At 67.5% G+C, this 24,565-nt stretch carries 20 protein-coding genes; 2 read left to right on the forward strand and 18 right to left on the reverse strand.

Annotation, left to right across the window (positions count from 1 at the left end):
* Positions 1-5 precede the first annotated feature (5 nt).
* From CXG43_RS16440 to CXG43_RS16490, 11 genes are all read right to left on the reverse strand, one after another.
* Positions 6-1,712 carry a BatD family protein gene (locus CXG43_RS16440; RefSeq protein WP_101100913.1) on the reverse strand — a complete coding sequence of 569 codons (1,707 nt, stop codon included), beginning with the start codon at positions 1,710-1,712 and terminating at the stop codon, positions 6-8.
* Positions 1,709-3,508, reverse strand: coding sequence for a VWA domain-containing protein (locus CXG43_RS16445; RefSeq protein ID WP_101100915.1), 1,800 nt, complete (start codon positions 3,506-3,508; stop codon positions 1,709-1,711). Before CXG43_RS16445 ends, CXG43_RS16440 begins: the two co-directional genes overlap by 4 nt.
* Complete coding sequence (locus CXG43_RS16450) at positions 3,505-4,506, reverse strand: VWA domain-containing protein (RefSeq protein WP_101100916.1); 1,002 nt, start codon at positions 4,504-4,506, stop codon at positions 3,505-3,507. Before CXG43_RS16450 ends, CXG43_RS16445 begins: the two co-directional genes overlap by 4 nt.
* Positions 4,503-4,952 carry a DUF4381 domain-containing protein gene (locus CXG43_RS16455; RefSeq protein WP_101100918.1) on the reverse strand — a complete coding sequence of 150 codons (450 nt, stop codon included), beginning with the start codon at positions 4,950-4,952 and terminating at the stop codon, positions 4,503-4,505. Before CXG43_RS16455 ends, CXG43_RS16450 begins: the two co-directional genes overlap by 4 nt.
* Complete coding sequence (locus CXG43_RS16460) at positions 4,949-5,866, reverse strand: DUF58 domain-containing protein (RefSeq protein ID WP_101100920.1); 918 nt, start codon at positions 5,864-5,866, stop codon at positions 4,949-4,951. Before CXG43_RS16460 ends, CXG43_RS16455 begins: the two co-directional genes overlap by 4 nt.
* A gap of 5 nt (positions 5,867-5,871) precedes the next feature.
* Positions 5,872-6,891, reverse strand: coding sequence for a MoxR family ATPase (locus CXG43_RS16465; protein WP_101100963.1), 1,020 nt, complete (start codon positions 6,889-6,891; stop codon positions 5,872-5,874).
* A 628-nt stretch (positions 6,892-7,519) separates the two neighbouring features.
* Complete coding sequence (locus CXG43_RS16470; RefSeq protein ID WP_101100922.1) at positions 7,520-9,490, reverse strand: type IV pilus secretin PilQ family protein; 1,971 nt, start codon at positions 9,488-9,490, stop codon at positions 7,520-7,522.
* A 21-nt stretch (positions 9,491-9,511) separates the two neighbouring features.
* Positions 9,512-10,045, reverse strand: a complete 534-nt coding sequence (locus CXG43_RS16475) for a pilus assembly protein PilP (protein WP_101100924.1) — start codon at positions 10,043-10,045, stop codon at positions 9,512-9,514.
* Complete coding sequence (gene pilO, locus CXG43_RS16480; RefSeq protein WP_042614424.1) at positions 10,042-10,728, reverse strand: type 4a pilus biogenesis protein PilO; 687 nt, start codon at positions 10,726-10,728, stop codon at positions 10,042-10,044. Before pilO ends, CXG43_RS16475 begins: the two co-directional genes overlap by 4 nt.
* Positions 10,725-11,549, reverse strand: a complete 825-nt coding sequence (locus tag CXG43_RS16485; protein ID WP_101100926.1) for a PilN domain-containing protein — start codon at positions 11,547-11,549, stop codon at positions 10,725-10,727. The genes pilO and CXG43_RS16485 overlap by 4 nt, the downstream gene beginning before the upstream one ends.
* On the reverse strand, positions 11,549-12,607 hold the full coding sequence (locus CXG43_RS16490) for a pilus assembly protein PilM (protein WP_101100965.1): 1,059 nt from the start codon (positions 12,605-12,607) through the stop codon (positions 11,549-11,551). The genes CXG43_RS16485 and CXG43_RS16490 overlap by 1 nt, the downstream gene beginning before the upstream one ends.
* 219 nt (positions 12,608-12,826) lie before the next feature.
* Between CXG43_RS16490 and CXG43_RS16495 the strand changes: the two genes are divergently transcribed.
* Positions 12,827-15,250 carry a penicillin-binding protein 1A gene (locus tag CXG43_RS16495; protein ID WP_101100928.1) on the forward strand — a complete coding sequence of 808 codons (2,424 nt, stop codon included), beginning with the start codon at positions 12,827-12,829 and terminating at the stop codon, positions 15,248-15,250.
* A gap of 105 nt (positions 15,251-15,355) precedes the next feature.
* On the forward strand, positions 15,356-16,003 hold the full coding sequence (locus CXG43_RS16500) for a hypothetical protein (protein WP_101100930.1): 648 nt from the start codon (positions 15,356-15,358) through the stop codon (positions 16,001-16,003).
* Positions 16,004-16,032: 29 nt separating this feature from the next.
* Here CXG43_RS16500 and CXG43_RS16505 read toward each other — a convergent pair whose 3' ends face one another.
* The 7 genes from CXG43_RS16505 to CXG43_RS16535 form a co-directional block, all read right to left on the reverse strand.
* Positions 16,033-16,755 carry a pilus assembly protein gene (locus CXG43_RS16505; RefSeq protein ID WP_101100932.1) on the reverse strand — a complete coding sequence of 241 codons (723 nt, stop codon included), beginning with the start codon at positions 16,753-16,755 and terminating at the stop codon, positions 16,033-16,035.
* Between the two features lie 5 nt (positions 16,756-16,760).
* Complete coding sequence (locus CXG43_RS16510) at positions 16,761-17,879, reverse strand: CfaE/CblD family pilus tip adhesin (protein WP_101100934.1); 1,119 nt, start codon at positions 17,877-17,879, stop codon at positions 16,761-16,763.
* The gene (locus CXG43_RS16515; RefSeq protein WP_101100936.1) at positions 17,879-20,590 is read right to left on the reverse strand and encodes a TcfC E-set like domain-containing protein; all 2,712 of its coding nucleotides are present in this window, start codon (positions 20,588-20,590) and stop codon (positions 17,879-17,881) included. Before CXG43_RS16515 ends, CXG43_RS16510 begins: the two co-directional genes overlap by 1 nt.
* A gap of 46 nt (positions 20,591-20,636) precedes the next feature.
* A complete protein-coding gene (locus CXG43_RS16520) occupies positions 20,637-21,149 on the reverse strand; it encodes a CS1 type fimbrial major subunit (protein WP_042614416.1) in 513 nt (170 codons plus the stop codon).
* A gap of 291 nt (positions 21,150-21,440) precedes the next feature.
* Positions 21,441-22,718 carry a citrate synthase gene (locus tag CXG43_RS16525; protein WP_101100938.1) on the reverse strand — a complete coding sequence of 426 codons (1,278 nt, stop codon included), beginning with the start codon at positions 22,716-22,718 and terminating at the stop codon, positions 21,441-21,443.
* 301 nt (positions 22,719-23,019) lie between these two features.
* On the reverse strand, positions 23,020-23,262 hold the full coding sequence (locus CXG43_RS16530) for a type B 50S ribosomal protein L31 (RefSeq protein WP_042614414.1): 243 nt from the start codon (positions 23,260-23,262) through the stop codon (positions 23,020-23,022).
* 113 nt (positions 23,263-23,375) lie between these two features.
* Positions 23,376-24,311 (reverse strand): nucleoside hydrolase, encoded by a 936-nt coding sequence (locus CXG43_RS16535; RefSeq protein WP_101100940.1) that lies wholly within the window; start codon positions 24,309-24,311, stop codon positions 23,376-23,378.
* Between the last annotated feature and the right edge of the window lie 254 nt (positions 24,312-24,565).

A 24,565-nucleotide genomic window follows, 5' to 3' on the forward strand; every position in this document is an offset into this window, starting at 1 on the left:
GCCGATCACGGCGGCGGCGGGTACAGCGGCGGCAGTCCAGTCTGCGTCGAGGTTACCGGGGCCGACCAGTGCGGTCCGTCATGGAACGCTTGTTTCAGTTCCCGGCGCACGCCAGGCAGGTCACCCTCGCCGGCCCAGCGCGCTTTCTGCAAGGCCTGCAGGGCCACGCGCTGGCGCTCGTCGCCCAACTTCGCCAGCACCAGTTCCAGACGCGACACACCCGCCATCGCGCACAACACCGCTGCCACGTCCGCAAAGCTTTCGGCGTCAAGGGCGCGACGCAGGTCGGCGACGCGTGGCGTTCCCTGCAACGGGCTGCCCGGCGGCGCCGGCGCCTGCCCGTTCGACGACACGCGGTGGGCGCGCCCCCGCTGCCAGCCCCACCACAGGGTCAGCAGCCACAACACCAGCAAGCCTGCCGCCAGCGCCATCCAGCCCAGCGGCTGGCCGGTGCTGGTGCCTGCGGCGGGCGAAGCAGCAGCCCCCTCGCCACCGGGCAGCGCGGCATCGGTATCCAGCGCCTGCACCGGCGGCGTTGGCTGGGCTGCCCCGCCGCTGCCGGCGGCGACCGTCAAGGTCAGCGCGGGGACGCCACTGCTGCGCGCCTGCCCGGCTTTCACGTCCCACCAGCGCATCTGGATGCCGGGCACTTCCAGCGTCCCGGCCGCGCGCGGCACGATGGAATAGCGCCGGGTGATCTTCAGCTGGGGCGAGCCGCCGCTGAAGGTTTCGTCGTACTGCGCCGGTTCGGCGAACACCTGGGCATCGCTGCCGACATCGGGCACCGGCAGGTCGGTGAACTGGGCCCGGGTCGCTCCCACCGCGATCCCTTCGATCTCCAGCGTGGCCGCTTCACCGGCGCGCGCCCGGTCCGGGGCCAGCGTGTAACGCAGGCGCAGGTCGTGCAGCGGCAGCCACGGCTGCGGCGCATCGACCGGCTGCGCCTGCACCTGCAGGGTCTGGTCGGCCGCTGCCGCGCGCAGCCGCCCATCACCGCGCCCGCCGAAGAAATCATCGAAGAAACTGCCCGCGGTACGCCCATCGAAGCGCGCCCCCGCCACCCGCAGCGGCCCGCTGCGTTCGGGAATCAACAGATAGCGCCGCTCGGCTACGTTGTAGCGCCGTCCGTTGACCTCGCGCACGTCGGTGCGGTCCTGGCCGATCACCTGCAGCGATGCACCTTCGGGGGTATCCAGCACCAGTGAACCAGACGCCAGCTGCGCGGCGTAGAACAACCGCACCACCACGCCCACGCTCTGCTGCACGTAAGGGCTGCTGTCATCCACCTCGGTTTCGATGAAGGCCAGCGCGCTGCCATCGTTGCGCGCCGGTGCCGCCGCAGCAACCTGCAGCTGCAGGGGCTCGGTGAACACCTGGCCAACCTGCAGCGGCGGCACCACCAGCGTGCCGCTGCGCCGGGGCGACAGTGCCACGCCATGCAGCGTGCGCGTCTGCATGCGCCCGTTGATCCACTCGACCTGGCGGCTGCGGGTCTGGTTGCTGAGTTCAAAATCGGCGCCCAGCGGGGTCAGCACCGGCGAGGCGGCCGAATCGGACTGGATGTTCAGGGTGACCGTGTCGCCAAGGGAAACCTGCGCGCGATCCAGCCACGCACGGGTCTGTGCCGATGCCACGTGCGGCACGCAGAGCACCACGGCAAGCAACCACGGCAGCAGGCGCGCGATAACCGATTTGGAGACGGTGCGTGTCATGGTCCTTCCTGTTTCCTGCGTTCGTTTTCCAGCTGGAACTTGGCGCGCAGCAGGTCGCCCGGCCGGTCCGGCACGCGCCGCATCCAGGCTTCGACCGCCTGCTGCTGCTCGCGCTGCTGTGGCGTGCGGCCGTCACTGCGCTGCGCGGGCTGCTTTGCCTGCTTGCCCTGTTGACCCTGCTGCACCGCCTGCTGCATGCGCTGGCGCTGTTCTGCGTCGGCGCGCGCCTGCGCCTGCGGATCGACAGGCGGCGGCTGCGGCGCCTCGCCCGATCCCGGCTTGTCTGATGGCGCGCCCGCTGGCGGCGGTGGCTGGGCAGGATCACCCGGCTTCGGGGACCCCTTGCCCGCCGAAGACGGCTGGCCGGACGATGGCGGCTGCGCCTGGCCCTGGCCTTGCGGTGGCGGCCTGCTCTTTCCCGATTGCGATGGCGGGGACTTTCCGTCCTTCGGCGAAGGCGGCGGCTTGCGCTTGCGCGCGGCATCGACCACCGCCCGGTTGGCCACGGCATCGGGCATCCCCGGGCGCTGGCTCAAGGCATGGTCGTAAGCCTGCACTGCGCCATCGAGGTCGCCCTGGCGCGCACGCGCATTGCCGAGGTTGTACCAGCCTTCGGCCGTCTGGACGCTTTCAAACTTGCGCACGGCAGTTTCGAAATCGCCGGCGTGGTAAGCCTGCACGCCCTGCTCCAGTTGCTGCTGGCGGCGCTGGTCATCGCGCAGCCAGAGGCTGGAACGGGCACCGGCCTGCGGGGCGGGCGCCGCTGTGGCCTGCGCCAGCACGGGCGCTGGCTGCAGCCCAACGGCCCCGATAAGCAGCAGCACCGACAACACCGCGCTGCGCCGCCGGAAGGCCAGCAAGGCAAGCAGCATCAGCGGTGGCAGCAGCCAATAGCCCTGGTCCAGCCACTGGCGCACGGCACCATGCTCGCTTTCGCCCGCCGAACGGTCGGCGCGCAGCAGATCCAGTGCGCGCAGGTCGGTCGTGTCGCTGGCCAGCCGCTGGTAGCGCCCGCCACCGGCATCGGCCAGGCGGCGCAGGCTGGCTTCGTCCAGCGCGGCGTTGGCAATCTGGCCGCGGCTGTCCCGGTAGGCCGCTCCGGTCGTTGTACCCAGCCCGATCACCGATACCTGCACGCCCTGGCTGCGTGCCTGGCGCGCCGCTTCGATGGCGGCCGCGTCGGCGCTGTCGGTCAGCAGCAGCACCTGGCCGGCACGCAGGCCACTGCGTTGCAGCAACTGGGTAGCCCAGTCCAGCGCGCGGTCGGTGCGCTGGCCATCGGCCGGCATCACCTGTGGAGACAGCGCATCCAGGTACAGCCCGATGTTGGCCACGTCATCAGTGAGTGGCGCCACGGTGTAGGCATCGTCGGCATACACCACCAGCGCCAGTTGGCCGCCTTCGCGTTGCTGCAGCAGGCTGGCGAGCTTGGCGCGCGCCTGCAGCAGCCGCGACGGCGGCAGATCGGCAGCGGTGATGCGGGTGGACAGATCCAGCACCACCACCAAGGGTGACTGCGGTTGCAACAGTGGCTGGGCCTGCTGCTTCCACCCCGGGCCCGCCAGCGCCAGTACGGCCAGTGTCCAACCCAGCAGCACCGTCCACGGCCAGCGCCGTGCGCCCTTGCCGCTGGCCTGCAGCAGGTGCGGCAACAGGTGGGGATCCACGGCCTGCTGCCAGCGTCCGGCATCGCGCCCGCGGCGCCATGCCCACAGCGCGATGAAAGGCAGCACGCACAGCGCCCACAGCAGCTGCGGACGGGCCCAGTGGAGCGCAGCAAGCAGGTCCAGGTTCATGAGCGACGTCCCGGCCACAGCCAGGCCGATGCGCCCAGCAGCATCGCCAATCCAAGCGCCCAGAAATACACCTCGTTACGCGGCCGCAGCGCCGGTCCCTTGGCGGTCACCGGCTCCAGCCGGTCCAGTTCGGCATAGATGCCGGCCAGCTCGGCGGTGTCGCGCGCGCGGAAGAAGCGCCCGCCGGTGCGCTCGGCGATCTGCCGCAGGGTAGCCTCGTCCACGGGATCCTGGCCCTGGCCGAGGTCCATGCCGAACAGCTTCATGCCGCCGTCCCCACCAAACGCCACCGGGTAGACCCGCACCTGCTCGGTGGCCGCCAGGTCCGCCGCGCGCAGCGGTGAGAGGACGCCGGCATTGCTGACGCCATCGGTGAGCAGGATCAGGACGCGCTGGCCCTCGGGCTGGTCACGCAGGCGTTTCACGGCCAGCGCGATCGCATCGCCAATGGCGGTCTCGCGGCCGGCCAGTCCAACCACCGCATCACCCAGTTGCTCGCGCACGCTGGCCAGGTCGGCGGTGATCGGGGTCAGGGCATAGGCGCGATCGCCGAATACCAGCAGGCCGACACGATCGCCGGCACGACGATCCAGGAAATCGGCCAGCACCGCCTTGGCCGCGACCAGCCGCTCCACTACCTGCCGGCCCAGCACCATGTCCGGCTCGCCCATGCTGCCGGACACGTCCATGGCCAGCATCAATTGCCGCGCCTGGGTAGGCGGACTGACCGCTTCGCCGAGCAGCTGCGGACGCGCCAGCGCAACGCACAGACAGCACCAGCCCAGCCACAGCAACAGGCGATGGATGCGCGCGCCGTCGCGGCCATTGCCACCGGCGATCTCCTGCAGCTGCCGTGCCGACCACGGCACGCGCAGCGCGGCGCCTTCGGACGCCACGCGGCGTGGCCACCAGCGCATCAGCCACGGCAACGGCAAGGCAAGCAGCGCCCATGGCCACGCCAGCAGCAGGTCCGGCCACGGCCAGCCGGGAAGGGTCATCGGGAACGCTCCCGCAGCAGCGCGACATACCGCGCGCGCGCCCAGCGTTCGAACGTGGCCAGCTGCGCTGCATCGATCACGGGCTGGTAAGCGCCCTGCAGCAGCAGGTCGCGTTGCGCCGGCGCAAGCGCACTGGCGGGATCAAGCACCTGCAACCACGCCTCACCCTGCAGCAGTTCGCTGCCGGGGCGGCTTTCGCGGGCGGCACGCCGCAGCAGCTCCACCAGCGCGGCAAGCCGCAGTGGGCCTTCGCCCGCCGCCTGCAGCCCTGCATCGAACTGCCGCTGCCACGCCCGTTCGCGGCGAAGCCGGCGGGCGCGCAGCAGTACGGGTATCGCCACCAGCAGCAGCACCGCGGCGGCGATCAGCCACCAGCCGGGCGCAGGCGGCCACAGACTGGGCGCCGGTGGCAGGTGCACATCACGCAGGGGCAGGTTCGCACTCATGCCACGACCTCGCGCACCGCAGGTGCCAACCAGCCACTGCTCGGGGCATCGGTTGAGATCACATGGGTCGTCACCCGGCGCGTGGCCAGGCTGTCCTGCAGCTGCTGCAGCGGCGCGGCGAAATGGCCCTGCCAGTGCGCGCGCACCTGCGCGCTGCGCAGGTCCACGCGCACACGGCTGCGCTCTGCGATGAAATCCAGTGCGTCGGTGGGCGGCTGCATTTCCAGCGGATCCACCAGCAGCAGCACGTCCGCCTGGTGATGCAGGGCCAGCGCGGACCAGCGCGCGAGCGGAACCGCGGCGGCGCGCAGCGGGTCGGCCAGCACCAGCAGGCGCGCGCCCGGCCGCAGCACGCGCGTGGCCTGCTGCAGCGCGTGCTCCAGCCCGGCATCTTCAGCCTGTGGCGCCGCATACCAGCGGCTCAATGCATCGAGCACGCGCAGCACGCCACGCGTTCCGCCGGCTGGCGGAATCGGAGCTTCGTGCAGGCTGCCGCGCAGCGCCGCGACGCGGTCACCGCGACGCTGCGCCGACCACGCCGCCACCGCGCCCACGCGTGCGGCCTGGACCGACTTGAAGCGGGTGCGCGTGCCGAAGTACAGCGCCGGATCGGTATCGGCGACGATCAGCGTGACCCGCTCGCGTTCGGCCTGGAACAACTTGGTATGGGTGCGGCCACTGCGTGCGGTCACCCGCCAGTCGATATGCCGCGCGTCATCGCCGGCGACATACTCGCGTGATTCGGCGTACTCCATGCCACGCCCGCGCAGCGGCGATGGCGCCTGTCCGGCCTGGCCGATGCGCCCACGCTTCGGCGCCGGCGGGCGGACCGCCGTGCCGCGCAGGGCTACCAGTTCGGCGAGGGTGGGCACCAGCCCATCACCGTGCAGCAGATCGGGGGAATCAACGGCCATCGTGGTCAGGGGGCCGGTACCTTGGCCAACAGCTCCTGCACCAGCCGTTCGCCATCCCAGCCTTCTGCAAGCGCCTCGTAGCTGGGCAGCACGCGGTGGCGCAGCACGTCGGCGGCGATCGCGCGCACATCGTCTGGGGTGACGAAGTCACGCCCGGCCAACCAGGCACGCGCCCGCGCGCAGCGCTCCAAGGCGATGGAACCACGCGGGCTGGCGCCCCAGGCGATGCGCCGCGCCAGTGCAGCGTCGTAGCGGGCAGGCTGCCGCGAGGCCAGCACCAGCTCGACCAGATAGCGTTCCAGCGGCGGCGCCATGTGCAGATCCAGCACTTCGCGACGCGCCTGGTGCACATCTTCCAGCGGCATCCGCCGCGGCGGTTCCGGGGCTGCATCCAGCGCACCGCGCGCGCGTTCACGGGCCAGCCGCAGGATCTCGGTCTCGGCGCCTTCGTCCGGATAGCCGATGCGGACATACATGAGGAAACGATCAAGCTGCGCTTCCGGCAGCGGGAACGTGCCTTCCTGTTCGATCGGGTTCTGCGTGGCCATCACCAGGAACAGCGGCGGCAGCGCATAGGTGTGGCGGCCGACGGTGACCTGGCGCTCGCCCATCGCTTCCAGCAGCGCGGACTGCACCTTGGCCGGGGCGCGGTTGATCTCGTCGGCCAGCAGGATGGGATGGAAGATCGGACCGGGCACGAACTCGAAGCGGCCCTCCTGCGGGCGCCAGATTTCGGTGCCGGTGAGGTCGGCCGGCAACAGGTCGGGGGTGAACTGCACGCGGGAAAACTCAGCGTCCAGCCGGCTGGCCAGCGCACGGATGGCAGTGGTCTTGGCCAGCCCGGGCGCGCCTTCCACCAGCAGGTGGCCATCGGCCAGCAACGCGATCAGCAGGCGTTCGACCAGCTCGGCCTGGCCGACGATTTCACTGGACAGCGCAGTGCGCAGGGCCTGGAAGTCAGCGTGCAGGCGCGAGGCATTGCTGCCTGCGGTGAGGGTGGGGGGAACGACGGGGATCTGATTCATCGTGCTTGGACCAGCACCGGTGGATTCCGGTTCCCCATCATCGCAGGGGTCGGTCATGAATGTGATCAAGATTGGATGAATGGTGGATCGAGCGGTGGGACCCCTCGCGGATGCCTGGGGTCGAGCTGCAGTTGGGGTAGGCCGGGCGATGGGGCTGTGCGGGGGACGGCAAAGGCCGCCCCTCCGGGGTCCGGCCCAGCCGCTGGGCGGCTGTGCGTTCGGGCGCTTGCGAAGCCGTGCTTCGCAAGCAAAGCACCCTCACCCATGCGGGCCTCGTTTCGCGCCATCCATGGCGCTCAACGCCCCCGCACAGCCCCACCGCCCGACCCATGACAGGTTCCGGTGGCCGCCACCCGCGTAATGAAAAAGAAGAAAAGCGGTAGCGCCGACCCATGGTCGGCGAGCGCAGCGGGCCGTTGGCGGGAACATTCCGCCGACCATGGGTCGGCGCTACCAGGGCCTGATGGACCTGTCTGGTGGAGGGAGCCCCTGAGTCAGGGGCGGCCGCGAAGCGGCGGGGTGTGGGTGCTGATGAGAAGGGGCCCACGGTTTGCGGAGCAAACCGTGGGCGCGGCAGCGCGAATGCGATGACGCGGACCCCCGGGCCGCAGGCCCGGCACCCCACCCACTACTTGCCCTTGGCGACGCGCAGGACCTTCGGGGTCACGAACACCAGCAGTTCGGCCTTGTCCTTGTTGCGGCTGCGCTTCTTGAACAGGTTGCCCAGGAACGGCACGTCACCCAGGAACGGCACCTTGCTGATGCTGTTGCGGTCGGTGAACTCGTACACACCACCGATCACCACCGTCTGCCCGTCTTCCACCAGCACCGCGGTGTTGACTTCGCGACGATTGATCGACGGCACCGTGCCGTAGCCTTCCAGCTCGATCCACTGGTCGACTTCATCCTTCTTGACCGCCATGTTCAGGAACACGCGGTTGTCGTTGGTGATCGTCGGGGTGACCTTCAGCTCCAGCACCACTTCCTTGAACTGGACGTTGGCCTGGTTGCCACCACCGGCGCCGCCGGCGGAGATGGTCACGTAGCCGATTTCCTTACCCTGCTTGATCAGGGCTTCGCGCTGGTTGGTGGTCACCACGCGCGGGTTGGAGATCACTTCGCCGCGCGACTCGGTCTGCATGGCCGACAGTTCGACATCCAGCAGGTAGCCCGCGTTGAGGATCGACAGCGCCAGCGAGGCCGGGTTGCTGGTCGCCGCCACCGGCAGGTTGGACATCAGGCCGCGGGTGATGGTGTACGGATCACGCACCGGCGCCGCGCCGGTGCCGCCACCCGCCGCCCACTCGTTGACCGCACGCTGGTACGCGGTGTCCACGGTCGCACGGTCGCGGATGTTGGCGTCGTTGTTGCCAACGGTGTTGTTGAAGAACACGTTGTCACGGCTGCCGCTGACGCCGAACTTCGCGCCCAGTTCGCGGGCGAAGGTATCGGTGGCGATGACGATGCGGCTTTCGATCAGCACCTGGTCGACCGGACGGTCGATCACCCCGATCAGCTCACGCATGCGCGCGACCTTCTTCGGGATGTCGCTGATCATCAGCATGTTGGTGCGTTCATCGGCCACGATGCGGCCGCGCGAGGTCAGGAAGCCACTTTCTTCCTGCGCCGAGTTGCCACTGCCACCGCCGCCCTGGCCACCGCTGCCGTTGCCGATGCCGCGGGCTTCGGTGAGGGCTTTGAAGATCGCCGAGGCGCTGTGGTAGTTGATCTGCACGTAATCGGTGATCAGGTCCTCGCGGTTCTCGATCGCGATGCGTGCGTCTTCTTTCTCCTGCTCGAACTTGGCCAGTTCGGCCTGCGGGCCGACCCAGATCACGCTGCCGTCGCGGCGCTTGTCCAGGCCCTTGGCACGCAGCACGATATCCAGTGCCTGGTCCCACGGCACGTTGACCAGGCGCAGGGTGACGTTGCCGGCAACGCTGTCCGATGCCACTACGTTGAGGTTGGATTCTTCTGCGATCAACTGCAGCACGGTGCGCACCGGCACGTCCTGGAAGTTGAACGTGACCGGGCGTCCGCTGTAACCGCGCTGGGCCACCGCGCTGGCGGCCTGGGCGATGGTGCTGGTGGTGATCGCACCGGTAGCGGCGATGCCTTCCTTCGGGGTGATTTCCACCACGTATTCGTTACCGCTCTGGTACGCCAGCGACTCGAAGGCCGTATTGGTGCTCAGCACCAGCTGGGTACCACCGCCGTACGGCTTGGCGTCGATGCGCTGCACCGGGGTGGCGAAATCGGTCACGTTGAGCGGCTTCTGCAGCTGCTCGGGCAGGCGTGCGTTGCCGACGTCGATGACCACGCTGTCGCCCTGGTTGCGCAGGTCAGGGTTCGCCCCCTGGCCGTCGAACTGCAGCACCAGGCGCCCGGCGCCGTCGTCGCCCCGCTTGAAGTCGATCTTGGACACCGACAGTGACGCCGGTGCGCTGACCGGCGTGGCTGCGGCGGCGGCGGGCGCGCCGGTGGGCGCAGCCGCGGTCGCGTGGCCGCACGCCAGCATCAACGCGACTCCCAGCGCGCCGATCCGGTTCAAGGTTGGGCGCCGGATCGGACGCAGCCCCTTGGCATTGTGAAAGGTCATCGTGCTATCCCCAGTAAACGATCATTGATCTTCAAGCGAGAGCGCGGCCGGCCGTTCCAGCCACCCGCCCGCGCCATCCGGCACCAGCTCTATCAGTTCGATGCGGTCCTCGAAGACCCCGGTCACCCGGCCATCGCTCTGCCCCATGTACACGCCCGGCCGCACGCGGTAACTCACCTTGTCAGGTGCCATCACCACCGCCACCGTGCTGCCCCCGGTCCCGATCGTGCCGACCATGTCCAGGCTGTCCAGCGGGAAGGCTTCCAGCGGCTCCTTGCGACGGTTCGGATCGGGACGCAGGCCGCTGCCGCCCTGCGGATTGGACCAGGCATCGGTGAACGGATCGCGCATGCCCTGCGCCGAATATTCAAACGTTTCGAACTGCTGCATCACCGGCAGCGGTTCGAGCGCGGGGGCTGGACGTGCGCGCACGTCTTCCACCCATTTCTGCAGGTTGGGCGCATCGCCGGGCGTGCTGGTCACGCCGCGGCCGCAACCGGCCAGCAGCACCAGCGCGACCAGGCCAACGCTGCGCAGCAGGGAAGAGCGGATCATGGCTTGCCTCCCTTCTCCGCAGCAGCCTTGTCGGCGGCAGCCTTTTCCTGCTGCTCCATCTCGGCCTCATCCAGGTAGCGATAGGTCTTGACGGTGCCGGACAGTTCCAGCGCGCCGGCGCGGATCGAAGCCGGATTGATGCCGGTCTTGGGATCCTTCGGCTTCAGGTTGATGTCGTGCATGGTCAGGATGACCACGCGCGGCAGCGAAGCGACGCCGCTGACGAAGGCACCGAACTGGTGGTAACTGCCCACCATGCGCAGCTTGATCGGCTTTTCAGCGTAGAACTCGCGCACCTGCTCGGCTTCGGGTTCGAACAGTTCGTTGACCAGCCCGCTGGACAGCGCCGTCTGCGAAACGTCGATGATCAGGTCCGGCATTTCGGTCTTGCTGGGCAGCTGGCGCAGCATCTGCTGCAGCACCTGTTCCATCTGCGCCAGCTGCTGCTTGAGCGGCTCCAGGTTGACCGCGCGCCCCTGTTCTTTTTCGAACTCGGTGCGCAGCTCGGTCTCACGGCGTTCCAGGGTGGCGAGCTCTTCACGCTTGCCGCTGGTCAGCACGAACCACGACACCGCCATGATGACCAGCGCGATCAGCACGCAGAACACCACCTTGGCCTGCTGCGGCCAGTTGCCGATGTCGTTGAAGTCCAACTCGTTGATATTGAATTTCTTCTGGCTCACGGCGAGCCCTCCTGACCGCTGGCCGGTGTCGGCGGCGGCGTCTGCTGCGGGGCGGCCGGGGTCAGCCGGCTGCCAGCGGGCGGTGCGGGAGCCGCCGGAGCGGCGTTGCCTGCGGGCGCCTGGACGGCAGCAGGCGTGGCACCGTCGGCCGGGGCCAGCGGGGCCAGCACGGCCGGATCAGCGGCAACCGGCGCATTCGGGTCAGCCACCGAGCCATCCGGGTTGAGCGTGGATTCCTCGCTCTGCGCCGGCAGCTTGACCTTCACCACGAACACATACGGCAGCGCGCTGACGTCTGCCAGCGGCAGCGTCTTGGCTTCCTTTTCCTTTTCCGGATCACGCGCTTCGATGATCGACAGTTCCGGGTTGGTCATCCAGCCGGAGGTCTCCAGGTTGCGCATGTAGGCCGACACGCGGGCATTGGACTGGGTGCGCCCTTCCAGGGTCAGTACGTCGCCTTCCTGCTTCAGTGCGGTCAGTACCACGCCATCGGGAATGGTGCGGACCAGCGCATCGAACAGGTGCACCATCTGGGAACGCTTGGACTGCAGTTCCTCGATGACGGCCTTGCGTGCCAGCAGCCGGTCCTTCTGCGCGTCGAGGCGGTCGATTTCCTTGTTCTGCAACTTGACCTTGTCGATCTCGGCCTGCAGGAAGGTGTTGCGCTCGCCCTGGCCGCTGACCTGACGGTCGTAGTAGAACCACACCATCAACGACAACAGCAGGCCACCGACGGCGGCCAGGCCCAACATTGCGTAGAACTCGCGCTGGCGTTGCTTGCGACGTTCGGCACGCCACGGCAGCAGGTTGATCCGTGCCATCAGTCGAAACTCCTCATCGCCAGGCCGGTGGCGATCATCAGCGCCGGGGCATCCTGTGCCAGCGCGTGCGCCTGCACCTTCGGGCCCAGCGTCATCTGCGCCAGCGGGTTGGCCACCACGGTCGGCACGCCAAGCTGCTCTTCCACCAGCTCCGGCAGGCCGGTCAGCGCGGCGCAGCCGCCTGCCAGCACGATGTAGTCGACACGGTTGAATTCACTGCCTGCATAGAAGAACTGCAGCAGGCGGCTGATCTGCTGGACCGTGGCTTCCTTGAACGGCTCCAGCACCTCCATTTCATAGCTTTCCGGAAGCCCGCCCTGGCGCTTGGCCAGGCCGGCTTCTTCGTAGCTCAGGCCGAAACGGCGCATGATCTCGTCGGTCAGCTGCTTGCCGCCGAACACCTGCTCACGGCTGTACAGGCTGCGCCCCCCGCGCAACACGTTCAGCGTGGTCATGGTGGCGCCGATGTCGACCAGCGCGACCACGCCGTCGCTGGACACCGGCAGTTCGCTGGCGACCAGGGCAAAGGCGTTCTCGACCGCGAAGGCCTCCACGTCCATCACCTTGGCCGTCAGTCCGCCCAGTTCCAGCGCCGACTGGCGCAGCTCGACGTTTTCAGAACGCGAGGCAGCCAGCAGCACCTGGACCATTTCCGGGTTGTTCGGGATGGTCCCGAGCACCTCGAAATCCAGGTTCACTTCTTCGATCGGGTACGGGATGTAGTTGACGGCTTCCAGTTCGACCTGGGCCTCCATCTCGTTCTCGTCCAGATCGGCCGGCATCGGGATCACCTTGGTGATCACCGCCGAGCCCGCCACGGCCGCCGCAGCGAACTTGACCTTGCTTCCCGACCGGTTGACGGCGCGACGGATGGCTTCCCCTACCGCCTCCACTTCAACGATGTTCTTTTCTACGACGGCGTTCGGCGGCAGCGGTTCCACGGCGTAATGTTCCACGCGGAAACGGTTACCACTGCGTGAAAGCTGCAAAAGCTTTACCGCAGTCGAACTGATGTCGACGCCAATGAGCGACGACTGGCCTTTTGGGATGAGCCCCACGGTTTCTCCCCTGCCGATGGGCACTTGGACGCAATAGCTGCGCCCGCGCATTAATAACGTTTTTTTTGCAAATGGCAACCGTCCCGCCGTGAAGGTTTCTTCACAGAACGACACACGGTGACGCGGCTTCCCCTTGCACTCCCCAGAGCCGACCCCAGCCAGCCCCTTGCGTAATCTATACTCTGCGGCCATGAATTCTGCAATCGGAATCTGTCACCGATGACACGCCTTCGCCGCTGGCTGCGCTGGATCCTGGTCGTTTTCCTGATCCTGGCGTTGATTGGCGCAGCCGCTGCGGGCGGCCTCCACTACGCCATTTCCTCCAAGCTTCCCGACGTGCAGACCCTGCGCGACGTGGAAATGCAGGAGCCCATGTATGTCTACGCCGCCGACGGCAAGCTGATGGCGGTGTTCGGCGAGACGCGGCGCACGCCGATCACCATGAAGGACGTCCCCGAGCGCCTCAAGCAGGCCTTCCTGGCCACCGAAGACGCCCGCTTCTACGAACATGGCGGGGTCGATTACAAGGGCATCGCGCGTGCGGTATGGCTGCTGGCCACCACCAGCGACCGCCGCGTGCCCGGCGGTTCGACGATCACCCAGCAGGTGGCGCGGCAGTTCTTCCTGAGTTCGGAATACAGCTATACGCGCAAGCTGGCCGAGATCCTGCTGGCCCGCAAGATCGAGTCGGAGTTGAGCAAGGACGAGATCTTCGAGCTGTACCTGAACAAGAGTTTCTTCGGCAATCGCGCCTACGGCGTGGCCGCGGCGGCGCAGTTGTACTACGGCAAGTCGCTGGACCAGCTGGACCTGGATGAAATGGCATCGCTGGCCGGCATCCCCAAGTTCCCGTCTTCGGGCAACCCCATCTCCAACCCGGAGCGCGCGCAGCAGCGCCGCGACAACTACGTCCTGCAGCGCATGGCCGACCTGCGCTTCATCAGCCAGGCCGAGGCCGATGCGGCCAAGGCCGTGCCGATGCACGCCACCGTGCACGAGCCACCGGTGCAGGTCGAGGCGCCCTACGTGGCCGAACTGGTGCGCCAGGAGATGATCGCCCGCTTCGGCGGCGACGTGGTCAACAAGGGCTACCACGTGACCACCACCATCAACGCCGAGCTGCAGACCGCGGCCAACCTGGCCGTGCGTGACGGGCTGCTGCTGTACGACCACCGGCATGGCTGGCACGGCGTGGAGAAGCAGGTCGCGCTGGGTGCCGGCGATGATGTGGCGACGCTGGCCGGGCACCTGTCCGGGATCAGTGCGCAGTCCGGTCTGCTGCCGGCGATCATCGCCGCCACCGCCGCCGATGGCAGCGCCACCGCCGTGCTGGCCAACCGCACCGAAGTCACCCTGCCCGCCGCTGCGGCGCGCTGGACCAACAAGACCCCTGCCAAGCTGGTGCAGCGCGGCGACATCGTGCGCGTGCGCGTGGGCGAGAAGGAAGGCCAGTGGCTGCTCGACCAGATCCCGCGCGGTCAGTCCGCGCTGGTCTCGGTGGATGCCAACAGCGGTGCCCTGAAGGCGCTGGTGGGTGGCTTCAGCTACTCCGGCAACAAGTTCAACCGCGCCACCCAGGCGCGTCGCCAGCCGGGCTCGAGCTTCAAGCCGTTCATCTATGCAGCGGCCTTCGACAAGGGCTACAACCCGGCTTCGATCGTGCTCGATGCCCCGGTGGTGTTCCGCGACCGCCGTGGCAAGACCTGGTCGCCGCAGAACGATGGCGGCGGCTTCCGTGGCCCGATGCGCCTGCGCGAGGCACTGGTGCAGTCGCGCAACCTGGTGTCGGTGCGGCTGCTGGACGGCATGGGCGTGGACTATGCGCGCAAGTACATCAGCGAGTTCGGTTTCGCCGAAGCCGAGCTGCCGCCCAACCTGTCGATGTCGCTGGGCACCGCCTCGCTGACTCCGCTTTCGGTGGCACGTGGCTATGCCGTGTTCGCCAATGGCGGCTCGCGCGTGGATACCTGGCTGATCGACCGGGTTTCCGACCGCGACGGTGTGGAAGTGTTCAAGGAAAACCCCGCGCTGGCCTGCCGTGACTGCGCTGGCACCAGCCATGGCCAGCCGGCCAATGCGGTGGTGGATGGCTTCAACTTCGGCGCTGCCGCCGCCCCGGCCCCGGCCGGCACCGCGGCGACGCCGCAGCCAGCGGTGGAAGCCCCGGCCCCGGTCAACCCCGATGCGCGCACGGCGCCGCGTGCGATCGATGCGCGCACCGCCTACCAGCTGGTGTCGATGATGCGCGACGTGGTCCAGCGCGGTACCGGCACGGCGGCCAAGGTGCTTGGCCGCGAGGACGTGGGCGGCAAGACCGGTTCGACCAACGACCATCGCGATGCCTGGTTCTCCGGCTTTGGCGGTCCTTACGCCACCACGGTGTGGGTCGGTCGCGATGACTTCCGCTCGCTGGGCTACCGCGAATATGGCGGCAAGGCCGCGCTGCCGATCTGGATCGACTACATGCGCACCGCGCTGAAGGACACGCCGATCGCGCAGAACGATCCGCCCTCGGGCATGGTGCAGGCCAGCCTCAACGGCGCCACCGAGTGGGTCAAGGTCGAGGACATGGACCGCTTGCAGGACTACGACCTGAACCTGCAGACGCCGCAGGCCGATGCGGCGGCGTTCGATATCTTCTGACCGACCACGGCACTGAGCGGTGGCGCGGCACGCTCCATGCCGCGCCACCTGGCCTTCACCGCGCGGGTGTAGGCTGGTTCCAGGCCATGCAGAGGGGAGCAACCCATGCACCGTGCGCGCGAACACACCGCCACCCAGACCCGTGAACGCCGCCATCGGCTGGCGCATGAAGCCGCCAGGCTGATGGTCGAAGGCGGCATCCAGGATTTCCACCAGGCCAAGCGCAAGGCCGCCATCCGGCTGGGCATCCATGACGATGCTTCGCTGCCGCGCAACGCGGAAATCGAGCAGGCCCTGCGCGAGCACCAACGCTTGTTCGCCGGCAGTGCCCAGAGCGATGCGCTGCGGCAGCGGCGGGAAGCGGCGGTGCACGCATTGGAGTTCCTGCAGGCGTTCGCTCCACGGCTGGCTGGGCCGGTGCTGGAGGGCACCGCAGATGCGCATAGTCCGGTCCAGCTGCACCTGCACGAGGACGACCCGGACGCCGTACAGCGTTTCCTCGACGAGCACGGCATCCCGGCCGAGGCACGCAGCCGACGCCTCCGATGGGACCGCGAACGGGTACTCGATGCGCCGTTGTGGGTGTTCAGCGCCGATGGCGTGGTCTTCGAGCTGCTGGTACTGCCCTGCCACGCCCTGCGCCAGGCGCCGCTGTCAGCGGTAGACGAAAAGCCGATGCGGCGCGCCTCGCTGGCCCGGCTGCGCGAGCTGCTGCAGGACACCGCACCGGCGCCAGGCGATACGCAGGGCTGAGCAAGCCCGGGCCGACGGACCCGGCAAGCTCAGCCGATCACAGGAGGCAGCGTCAGCAGGTGCTCACGGTAGCCGTCGCCGGTAAGGCGATAGCGCAGTTGCAGCGTGCTGCCGACCTCCAGCCCAGCCGGCAACTGCAGCGAGGCGCCCGGGTACAGGCTGCGCGATACCTCATGGGTCGCACATGCACCGGCCGCGCTGCAGCCGACGACGCTGGTGATGCCCATGCGCAGCGTGCCGATGTTGTGCAGCGTGCGGCCGCGCAGCTCCACCTGCACACGGCCATCGGCCGGCAGCACGTTGACCAGCGCCCCCCAGACCAGGCTGACGCCGATGCTGGCTTGTGCGCCGTCCGTGGGGGCGTCCACGGCCTCCTCATCCGGTGCGCGCACACCTTCGAAATAGACCCGATAGGCGGTCTCCTGCTGGACCGGCTGCAGCGGAATGATCCGGATCAAGCGGTTGCCCCCGCCCGCCAGTGCAAATCTGTACGGGGTCAGCGCAATGGCTGCCTGGCTGGGTGCAACGTCCGCTTCGTGTTCCGCGTCGCCTGCCGGATCGACGATGTGGCGCAGGGATGCCTGCACGAACTGCGCTTGCGTGGATTGCGAATACACGCGGAAAACCGTTGCTTTGCCAGGCTCTACCGATGCACGCATGGGATGGATGGTCAGGTTGGCGTGCGCCGCCGGCGTGGACAGAAACAGCGCCAAGGCAAGGCCGGAAAATCGAGTTCTCACGAAAGGCTCCATTGGTATCAGGGACGGGACGGCGGCAGGCGCAGCTCGACCCGCAGCCCGCCGTGGTAGTGGCCCGGCCGCTTGCTCGAGATGGGAACGCGGGGCGTGTCCAGGCTGAGCGGGGTCGGCACGCAGAACACAGGCTGGGTCATGCCGGGCAGCGCCACCAGCCGCAACCGGACGCGGTCGATGCCGGTCAACATCTGCTCGATTCCATTGGCCATCGGCAGCCGTGCACCGCCATGGTCCAGCGTCACGGTGTAGTCCACGCGTTGGGTCGCGTCGCCGCCACCGTCCGCGTGCCATACCGAGTAACCGCTGGCCGACGACGTCGGACCTGCGCTGTCACTGACAGTCACGCCCAGGTAGTCGCTCTGCGAACCTGCTCCGTCATACAGGCACATCTCCACCGCGGCCTGTCCGCCGACCGTCTGCGAGATCGGGTCGTAGTGCAGGTTGAGGCCGACCTGGGGCGTTGCCAGGTCGAAGGCGGGGAAGTAGATCGACGCCGCATCGCGGTCGCTGATGTCCAGGTCCAGACGGAACGTGTAAGTCGCCAGTGCCGGCCCGTCGGCTTCAGTGCGCAGGTCCAGTACCAGTTCGGCCTCCCAGCGTCCTGCCACCAGCCTGGACAATTCGTTACCGGAAATGGACAGGGCCGCACCGGTTCCAGTGGGCGGTTGGCCGGCGCATTCCGGCCCGTAGCGGCTACTGAGCGGCTGATCGGTCCCGTGCCAGAGGTCGTTCTGGCAGGCACGGTCTGCAAAGGCGCGTTGCAGCGAACCGCTCACGGTGATCTCCGTGCGCATGCCGCTCCTGCGTTCGGTGAAGCGCAACGCGATGCCGTTGCGTCCGCCACCCTGGGCACCGGTATCGGCGGTTGGGCAGCGGCCATGTTGTGCATCCGTCGCCGACCGGCAGGTGAGATGGATGCTTCCGTAGCCACGCGCAGGGTCGGCGCTGTAACCGAGCAGCGTGCGTGGCGCCAGCAGCTCAATGGAGGCGGGGACCCCCGACCGGTCATAGGCCAGCGCGTGCTCCTGCACGATGCCCACCGGATCGGTAAGCGGTAGCGCCTGTGCCCGGGCGGCAGGCGCCAGCAGCACGGCAGGGAGCACGGCAAGCCAGCGCATCATCACCGTTCCTGCCCTCGCTGGGCGGCCCGGCCCGGCCGGACCAGGGCCCGCTCCCGCAGCAGTTGCGCCACCCGTGCCTGCTGACGGATGTCGGCCGGCAACTGCGCCACGTCCAACGGCTGGCACTGCACGGTACCGACCATCAACACGGCCAGGCGCTGCTCGCGCACCTGCAGTGGACAATGCAGCAGCCGGCTTCCCTGCAACAGGTACAGCACCTGCTCGCGTCGCGTGAAATCCAGCACGAAGCCGCCATTGCCTTCGGTGGCAGGTACCGGCGCATTGAGGATGCGTGCCGCCGAAACCGGCAGGCCCGCAGGATCCTGCGCGTGACCGATGAAGGTGTAGGTCACCTCGATGGGAACGGCCATCGACAGCAACCGGCCCGGCGCCAGGAACACCTCACGCCCGGAACCGCCAGCGCCTAGGCCTACGCGCACCGCCCCGCTGCTGTCCCCGCTGCTGGCGTCCTGCAGTTCGGCACGGTGCAACTGGTAGGCCGGCAAGGCCACCAGCCTGCGTTCGCCAAGCCGCAGCCGCTGCCTGCGCCGTCCTGCCACCTGGAGCTCGGCCGCTACCCCGGACAGTTCACTGTCCTGTGCAGGGTCGACCTTGACCGCCAGGCCCGCATCGGCGCCGTTGCCTTCGCCCCAGTAGAAGCCGCTTGGCCCCAAGGCGAAGGCAGCGCTGTGCGTCGCGCTGTAGCCCGTTTCCCGACGCCCGGGTTGCCGATGGAAGGCCACGGTGGCGCTGCCATGACCGAAGTGGCTCTGCAACTGCGCGCCCACACCGACGCTGTATCGCTCGCTGTTGTCGCCGCGCAGATCGGCAGACACCTCAGCGGACTGGTCCTCGTACTGGCGGCGCAGCGTCTGGCTGGTGCTGTAGCTCATCTGCGGCCGTTGATGGGCCGGCTGCCGCAGGTCCATCGCATGGCGTCGTTGCGAAGTGGCCCGATCGCCGCGCTGCAACCGGGTAAGGCTGAGGTTGAAGAAAAAACCGCGGTCATGCCGTGGGCCACCGGTTGCGTCGCTGCGCTGGTGCCAAAGTCCGAAGCGACGGGCAACGCTGTACTCTTTCCAACGCTCGATCCGGCTGAAGCTGCCCTGCCAGTTGCGGCTGCGCTGTGCATCGACGTTGCCGGCACGCAGCCCGGGCAATGCCAGCGAGGGGGGCATGAACACCGCCTCGGGGTGGTCCGGCGCGGAATCTGCGCGCCACGCCTGGCGGCGCGTGTAGCCCAGGTAGAGGCTCCCGCCGCGTAGCGGCAACGCCATCGAAGCACTCAGCGCATCCACGCACCCCGCTCCGTCGTATCGCGCAAACGACCGGCAGCGGATGTCGCGCGAGCGTTGATGATGGACATTCCATGATGCCCGTCGCCGGTAGGATATCTGGCTCCGGGTGCCACGGCTTCCCTCGCTGCCGCGCATGGCGCTCAGCCCAGCGCGCAGCTCCTGGGTGGCGGACCGCTGCCGCAGGTCCAGCCGCAGCTCCGCATGGCGGCCGCTTTCCATGTCCACCGCACCTGCGGTCACGGCCATGGCGTGCCCGACCGGCAAACGCAGGCCCGCCATGACCGTGGCTTCGCCGGGCAGGTATCGGCCGCCGCGTTCTGCACGCCGCCCCGCCTGCAGGAACCATTGCAGGGTGTCATCGGCGCCGTCGCCACGCTTGTCGAAAGGCGCTTCTTCGCCGCGTACCAGCACGCCCGCTTCGTAGATGCGCAGGGTGACGCTGTAACTGCCGAAGGGATAGCTGCGGGTATCCAGTTCGTTGATCCCGGCTGGCAGGTAATAGGTCTGCAGGAGGCGCTCGCCATCGAACGCCTCCACGCGCGCATCGCGTGCCAGCAGCACGGTGAGCGGGGTGGCCTGCATTGCCGCCTCGACATCGACGTAGGCTTGGCTGCTTCCCACGCGCAGGCCGTCGAAGCGGTCCAGCGGAAGCATGCCGAAGCCGAAGGTGCCGCCAAGTGGACTGGCGAGGTTGCGCCGGTCCATGCGCCCGGCCTGCAGGTAGTGACGACGGTCCAGGTCATGCCGGTAATACGCATTGTCCATGTCGAATCCACCGCCACTGCGGTGTCCGTGTTGCTGGCTGAAGTTCCAGCTCGCCGCCAGATGCCCGTGGGCGGACATCCCCACTGCGCCCGCGCCCTGTACCGCCAGCGCGCGCTGGTCGCGACCACCGCTTGCGTTGATCACGTGCTGGTGGAGGAACGCTTTTTCGGCTGCGGCGCTGGCCTGGTGGAAGCGCTCGGTGCTGCGTGGAGCCGGCAGCCACTGCCGCGCCACGAACAGGCGCAGTGCCCCCTCGCCTTCGTCATGGATCGCGGCCACGGCCGTGTCCTCTTCAGGGGGATCCAGATAGCCGCAGCCAGCCTGGGCATTGCCGTGCCGGCATGCCAGATGGCTGTTGCGCGGCAGCGGCGCAGACAGCGCTGGCAACAGGCTGGACCGTGCCGCAGGGTCCAGATCGAGCGCCTGAAGTACGGTGGCGGGATCCTGCAGTTGCACGGTATCCAGGTCGACCAGCACCGGCACCACGCCCGCAGAGCGCTCGAACAGCCGGACCTCAAGCTGCTCCACCTGGCCTTCCACCAGGTCTTCGAAGCCGTCCGGGACGCGACTGGCGGTGACGCCCCCCATTGCCACGGGCAGTGCGAGCGCGATCGCCAGCCCGGTCACGACGGGGGCGGTAGTCATCATGTGAGAGTGGCCGAAAGGGCCGGCCCCGTGGGGCCGGCGCAGGAAGTTACGGGCTGACGGTCTTCTGGGCCAGGACAATGCTGACCAGTCCCTCGTACAGGCCCGCCGCGGTGATCGGCGCCTGCGTGGTCTGCGCGATCTGAAGCGGCATGGCAATCGAGGCGCCCGGCAACGCGCCGTCGAACAGTTCGGCCGCGGTGAAGTCGGTACCCGCCACCGATACGGTTCGGCCGTTGAGGCTGACCGTCATCGGCACCCCTACCGCACCGGGAGCAGCAATGACCGGACGCAGCTCGGCGGCGTGACCCAGGCGCACGGCGATGTCCTTGCGCGGATCGTTGGAAATGATCCGCACCTGCTCCGACCAGGGCATCAGGCCATTGATCGGGTTGTGGGTCAGCGCCACGCCATCGGGCAACGCGCTGCCATCGGCACGCAGCAGGGCCAGCGTGGGATCGACATCTGCCCAGACCTTGATGTCGGCCTGGATGGCATGTGCGGAGGTGGATGCAGCGGCTAGCGCGATGGCGACCAGCGCGTTCCGGCAATGCGTTTTCATATGACTACTCTCCTTGATATCGATATATGGCGTCATTCAAACGACGCGATACCATCAGCGAAAGCTGGTGGCGGCAGGAGAATAGGCATCGCGTTCTGTTTTGAACGTAAGGCAATCTTCAAAAACGCGATGTCGTGAGCGGTTTTGTGCGCCTGGTTGCGGAACAAAACATTGCTTCGTGCTTTGCCACGATCTGACGCTTTTTCGATAGCGACTCGTGCAGAGCTGGCAGACGCGCAAAAAAAACGCCCCGCGAGGCGGGGCGTTCGAGGCAACAGGCAAAGACCGGAATCAGTCCTGGTAGTCGCGCACGTCGCTACCGGTGTAGACCTGGCGCGGGCGGCCGATCTTCATTTCCGGATCCACCTGCTGTTCCAGCCAGTGCGCGACCCAGCCGGAAGTACGGCCCAGGGCGAACATGACGGTGAACATTTCGGTCGGGATCTGCAGCGCCTTGTAGATGATGCCGCTGTAGAAATCGACGTTCGGGTACAGCTTGCGGGCAACGAAGTACTCGTCCTGCAGCGCGGCCTGCTCCAGCTTCACGGCCACGTCCAGCAGCGGATCCTGCACGCCCAGCTGCTTGAGCACCTTGCCGGTCATTTCGCCGATGACCTTGGCGCGCGGGTCGAAGTTCTTGTACACGCGGTGGCCGAAGCCCATCAGGCGGAAGCCGGAGGTCTTGTCCTTGGCCTTGACCACGGCCGATTCGACGTTGTCGGCCGAACCGATTTCTTCCAGCATCTTCAGCACGGCTTCGTTGGCACCGCCATGGGCGGGGCCCCACAGCGCGGTGACGCCTGCGGCCACCGACGCGTAGGGGTTGGCACCGGTCGAACCGACCAGGCGCACGGTGGAAGTCGACGCGTTCTGCTCGTGGTCGGCATGCAGGATGAACAGCAGATCCAGTGCCTTGACCACGTCCTGGTTGAGTTCGTAGCTGCCGTCGGCGGCTTCGAAGGTCTGCTTCAGGAAGCGGCTGACATAGTCCAGCGAGGTATCCGGCGTGTTGGCCGGCAGGCCCTTGCCATGGCGATAGATCAGCGCCGACAGGGTCGGCACCTTGGCGATCAGGCGCACGGCGGCCTTGCGGCGCTGTTCGGCGTCGGCCAGGTCGAGCGAGGCGTGGTAGATACCCGACAGCTGCGCGATCGCGGCGGTCAGGATCGCCATCGGATGGGCATCCTTGGCGAAGCTGCCGATCAACGTGTTGATCGATGCATCGACGGTGGCTTCGGCAGCCAGCTCTTCATTGAATGCCTTCAACTGGGCCGCGTCGGGACGCTCGCCGTTGATCAGCAGGTAGACGACTTCGACATAGCTCGACTTTTCCGAGAGCTGCTCGATCGGATAGCCGCGATACAACAGAACGCCCTTGTCGCCATCGATGTACGTGATGGCCGACTTGCAGCTTGCGGTGGCAGTGAAGCCGGAATCGTAGGTGAAATACCCCGTTTCCTTGGTCAGCTTCGAAATGTCGACGCAGTCGTTGCCGAGAGTGGGTTTGATGACCGGCAGAACGACCGACTTTTCGCCGGCGTTGAGCGTGACCTGATCAAGATCGGACACTGTGTGCGCTCCTTCAAGGGGAAGGCGCCTGCCCAAGCGCATTGGTCAGGCACGTGAATGACGTCCACGACCTGTGCCGCGGATCCCGCCATTATCGCACAGCAGCATTTTCCGGGGGTTAGACGGAAGTCGTAGATGTCGTATAAGGACCCGCCCGAGGCCTCGCCGAGGGGGCGCCCTGCGGTGCGCCGATGCCGGCAACCGGACGCTGCGTTCCACCACCATACGCCACGGCACCGCATCCCGGAAAAGCAAACGGCCGCGCAATGCGCGGCCGCTCACCCAAGCGTGGATCGACGGATCAGCGCGCGTAGCGCTTCTGGAACTTGTCGATACGGCCGGAGGTGTCGATCACCTTGTGCTTGCCCGTGTAGAACGGGTGCGACGAGGAGGAGATTTCGACCTTCACGAGCGGATACTCGTTACCGTCTTCCCACTTGGTGGTTTCCTTCGACGCCATGGTCGAGCGGGTCAGGATCTTGAAATCAGAGGTGACGTCTTCGAAGACGACGTCACGGTACTCGGGATGGATATCGTCCTTCATGGGCGTACACCGTAAATAGGTAAGGGAAACACAAGAGCGGCATTATAAGCCCCACTTCGCGCCGGAGCAACCCGCCTTGAGGCGGGCGCCCCGGGCCTGCCCCGTGCCTGTCTTCAGGCACCCAGCGCCTGCCGCACCTGTGCCTCGAAACGGGACTGATCGTAGGCCATCAGAAGCGCGCAGTTGTCCGGCTGGCCGGTCTGGCGATTCCAGTCGACGAGGGTGGCGCCACGGCTGAACGTGCCGTTCAGCTCGATGTTCACCGGCCGCGATTCCACCTGCAGCTGCCCTTCCGGGTTCAGCGCCCAGGCCATCGCCAGGGCATCGGCGGTGAACCAGCGTCCGCCCTTGCTGTCTTCGGACAGCGCACGGGTCTTGCGCGAGATCAGTTCATAGAAGCGCGCACGGTCTGAATCGGCGGCCAGCCACTGTTCGGCCTGCTGCAGCGGCAATCCGTGGGCCACGGTCGCTTCCCAGTCCGATACCAGCAGGTGCGGGAAGGCGGCGAACACCACGTGCGCGGCTTCCGGATCGAAGGCGATGTTGAACTCGGCAGCAGGGGTGATGTTGCCGTGGCAGGTGACCGCCCCGCCCATCACCACGATGCGCTTGATGCGGGTGGGCAGGGTGGGATCCAGCTTCAGCGCCAGCGCCAGGTTGGTCAGCGGGCCAAGCATGACCAGCATCAGCTCGCCACGGTACTGGTGCGACAGGCGCAGGATCGCCAGCGCGGCATGTTCAGCTTCGGCGCCGCGGGCGGGGGGCGGCAGGTCGACATCGCCATAGCCGTCGCGCCCGTGCACGTGGGCGGCATCCAGCGAGGGATGCAGCAGCGGATCGGGGCTGCCGGCGAACACGGGGACGTCGTCACGGCCGACCACTTCACACAGCTTGAGTGCGTTGCGGACGGTGTAATCCAGGCCGACGTTGCCGGCGGCGATGGTCAGCGCGACCACCTCATGGCGGGTATCGGCGAAGGCCATCAGCAGGGCCAGTGCGTCGTCCACACCGGGGTCGGTGTCGATCAACAGCGGGATCTTGTGGGTCATCGTTGCCGTCTTCTGAGCGGCAACGGAGTGTCGCACCGCGGTGGCTGAAAATACAACCGGGCGCACCAGCGATGCGCGTTTTCTGGGGGCGGGGCCGGGCGGGAGGGACGGTAGCGCCGATCCATCGTCGGCGGATGCTGCTGTCCCCGGCTCTTATACACATCTGACGCTGCCGACTTCCGTTCTCCTGCATTTTCCCCTCGCTCTTCTCTACTTCTTCACATCCTGACGCAGCGAATCATGTTACCTACTAT

The sequence above is a fragment of the Stenotrophomonas sp. Bg11-02 genome, assembly GCF_002836635.1.
Classification (GTDB): domain Bacteria; phylum Pseudomonadota; class Gammaproteobacteria; order Xanthomonadales; family Xanthomonadaceae; genus Stenotrophomonas; species Stenotrophomonas lacuserhaii.

What these genes read in the sequence shown, in the direction of transcription:
- CXG43_RS16440 (WP_101100913.1), bottom strand. Translation starts at nt 1,712, where the DNA reads ATGACACGCACCGTCTCCAAATCGGTTATCGCGCGCCTGCTGCCGTGG.
- CXG43_RS16445 (WP_101100915.1), bottom strand. Translation starts at nt 3,508, where the DNA reads ATGAACCTGGACCTGCTTGCTGCGCTCCACTGGGCCCGTCCGCAGCTG.
- CXG43_RS16450 (WP_101100916.1), bottom strand. Translation starts at nt 4,506, where the DNA reads ATGACCCTTCCCGGCTGGCCGTGGCCGGACCTGCTGCTGGCGTGGCCA.
- CXG43_RS16455 (WP_101100918.1), bottom strand. Translation starts at nt 4,952, where the DNA reads ATGAGTGCGAACCTGCCCCTGCGTGATGTGCACCTGCCACCGGCGCCC.
- CXG43_RS16460 (WP_101100920.1), bottom strand. Translation starts at nt 5,866, where the DNA reads ATGGCCGTTGATTCCCCCGATCTGCTGCACGGTGATGGGCTGGTGCCC.
- CXG43_RS16465 (WP_101100963.1), bottom strand. Translation starts at nt 6,891, where the DNA reads ATGAATCAGATCCCCGTCGTTCCCCCCACCCTCACCGCAGGCAGCAAT.
- CXG43_RS16470 (WP_101100922.1), bottom strand. Translation starts at nt 9,490, where the DNA reads ATGACCTTTCACAATGCCAAGGGGCTGCGTCCGATCCGGCGCCCAACC.
- CXG43_RS16475 (WP_101100924.1), bottom strand. Translation starts at nt 10,045, where the DNA reads ATGATCCGCTCTTCCCTGCTGCGCAGCGTTGGCCTGGTCGCGCTGGTG.
- CXG43_RS16485 (WP_101100926.1), bottom strand. Translation starts at nt 11,549, where the DNA reads ATGGCACGGATCAACCTGCTGCCGTGGCGTGCCGAACGTCGCAAGCAA.
- CXG43_RS16495 (WP_101100928.1), top strand. Translation starts at nt 12,827, where the DNA reads ATGACACGCCTTCGCCGCTGGCTGCGCTGGATCCTGGTCGTTTTCCTG.
- CXG43_RS16500 (WP_101100930.1), top strand. Translation starts at nt 15,356, where the DNA reads ATGCACCGTGCGCGCGAACACACCGCCACCCAGACCCGTGAACGCCGC.
- CXG43_RS16505 (WP_101100932.1), bottom strand. Translation starts at nt 16,755, where the DNA reads ATGGAGCCTTTCGTGAGAACTCGATTTTCCGGCCTTGCCTTGGCGCTG.
- CXG43_RS16510 (WP_101100934.1), bottom strand. Translation starts at nt 17,879, where the DNA reads ATGATGCGCTGGCTTGCCGTGCTCCCTGCCGTGCTGCTGGCGCCTGCC.
- CXG43_RS16515 (WP_101100936.1), bottom strand. Translation starts at nt 20,590, where the DNA reads ATGATGACTACCGCCCCCGTCGTGACCGGGCTGGCGATCGCGCTCGCA.
- CXG43_RS16520 (WP_042614416.1), bottom strand. Translation starts at nt 21,149, where the DNA reads ATGAAAACGCATTGCCGGAACGCGCTGGTCGCCATCGCGCTAGCCGCT.
- CXG43_RS16530 (WP_042614414.1), bottom strand. Translation starts at nt 23,262, where the DNA reads ATGAAGGACGATATCCATCCCGAGTACCGTGACGTCGTCTTCGAAGAC.
- CXG43_RS16535 (WP_101100940.1), bottom strand. Translation starts at nt 24,311, where the DNA reads ATGACCCACAAGATCCCGCTGTTGATCGACACCGACCCCGGTGTGGAC.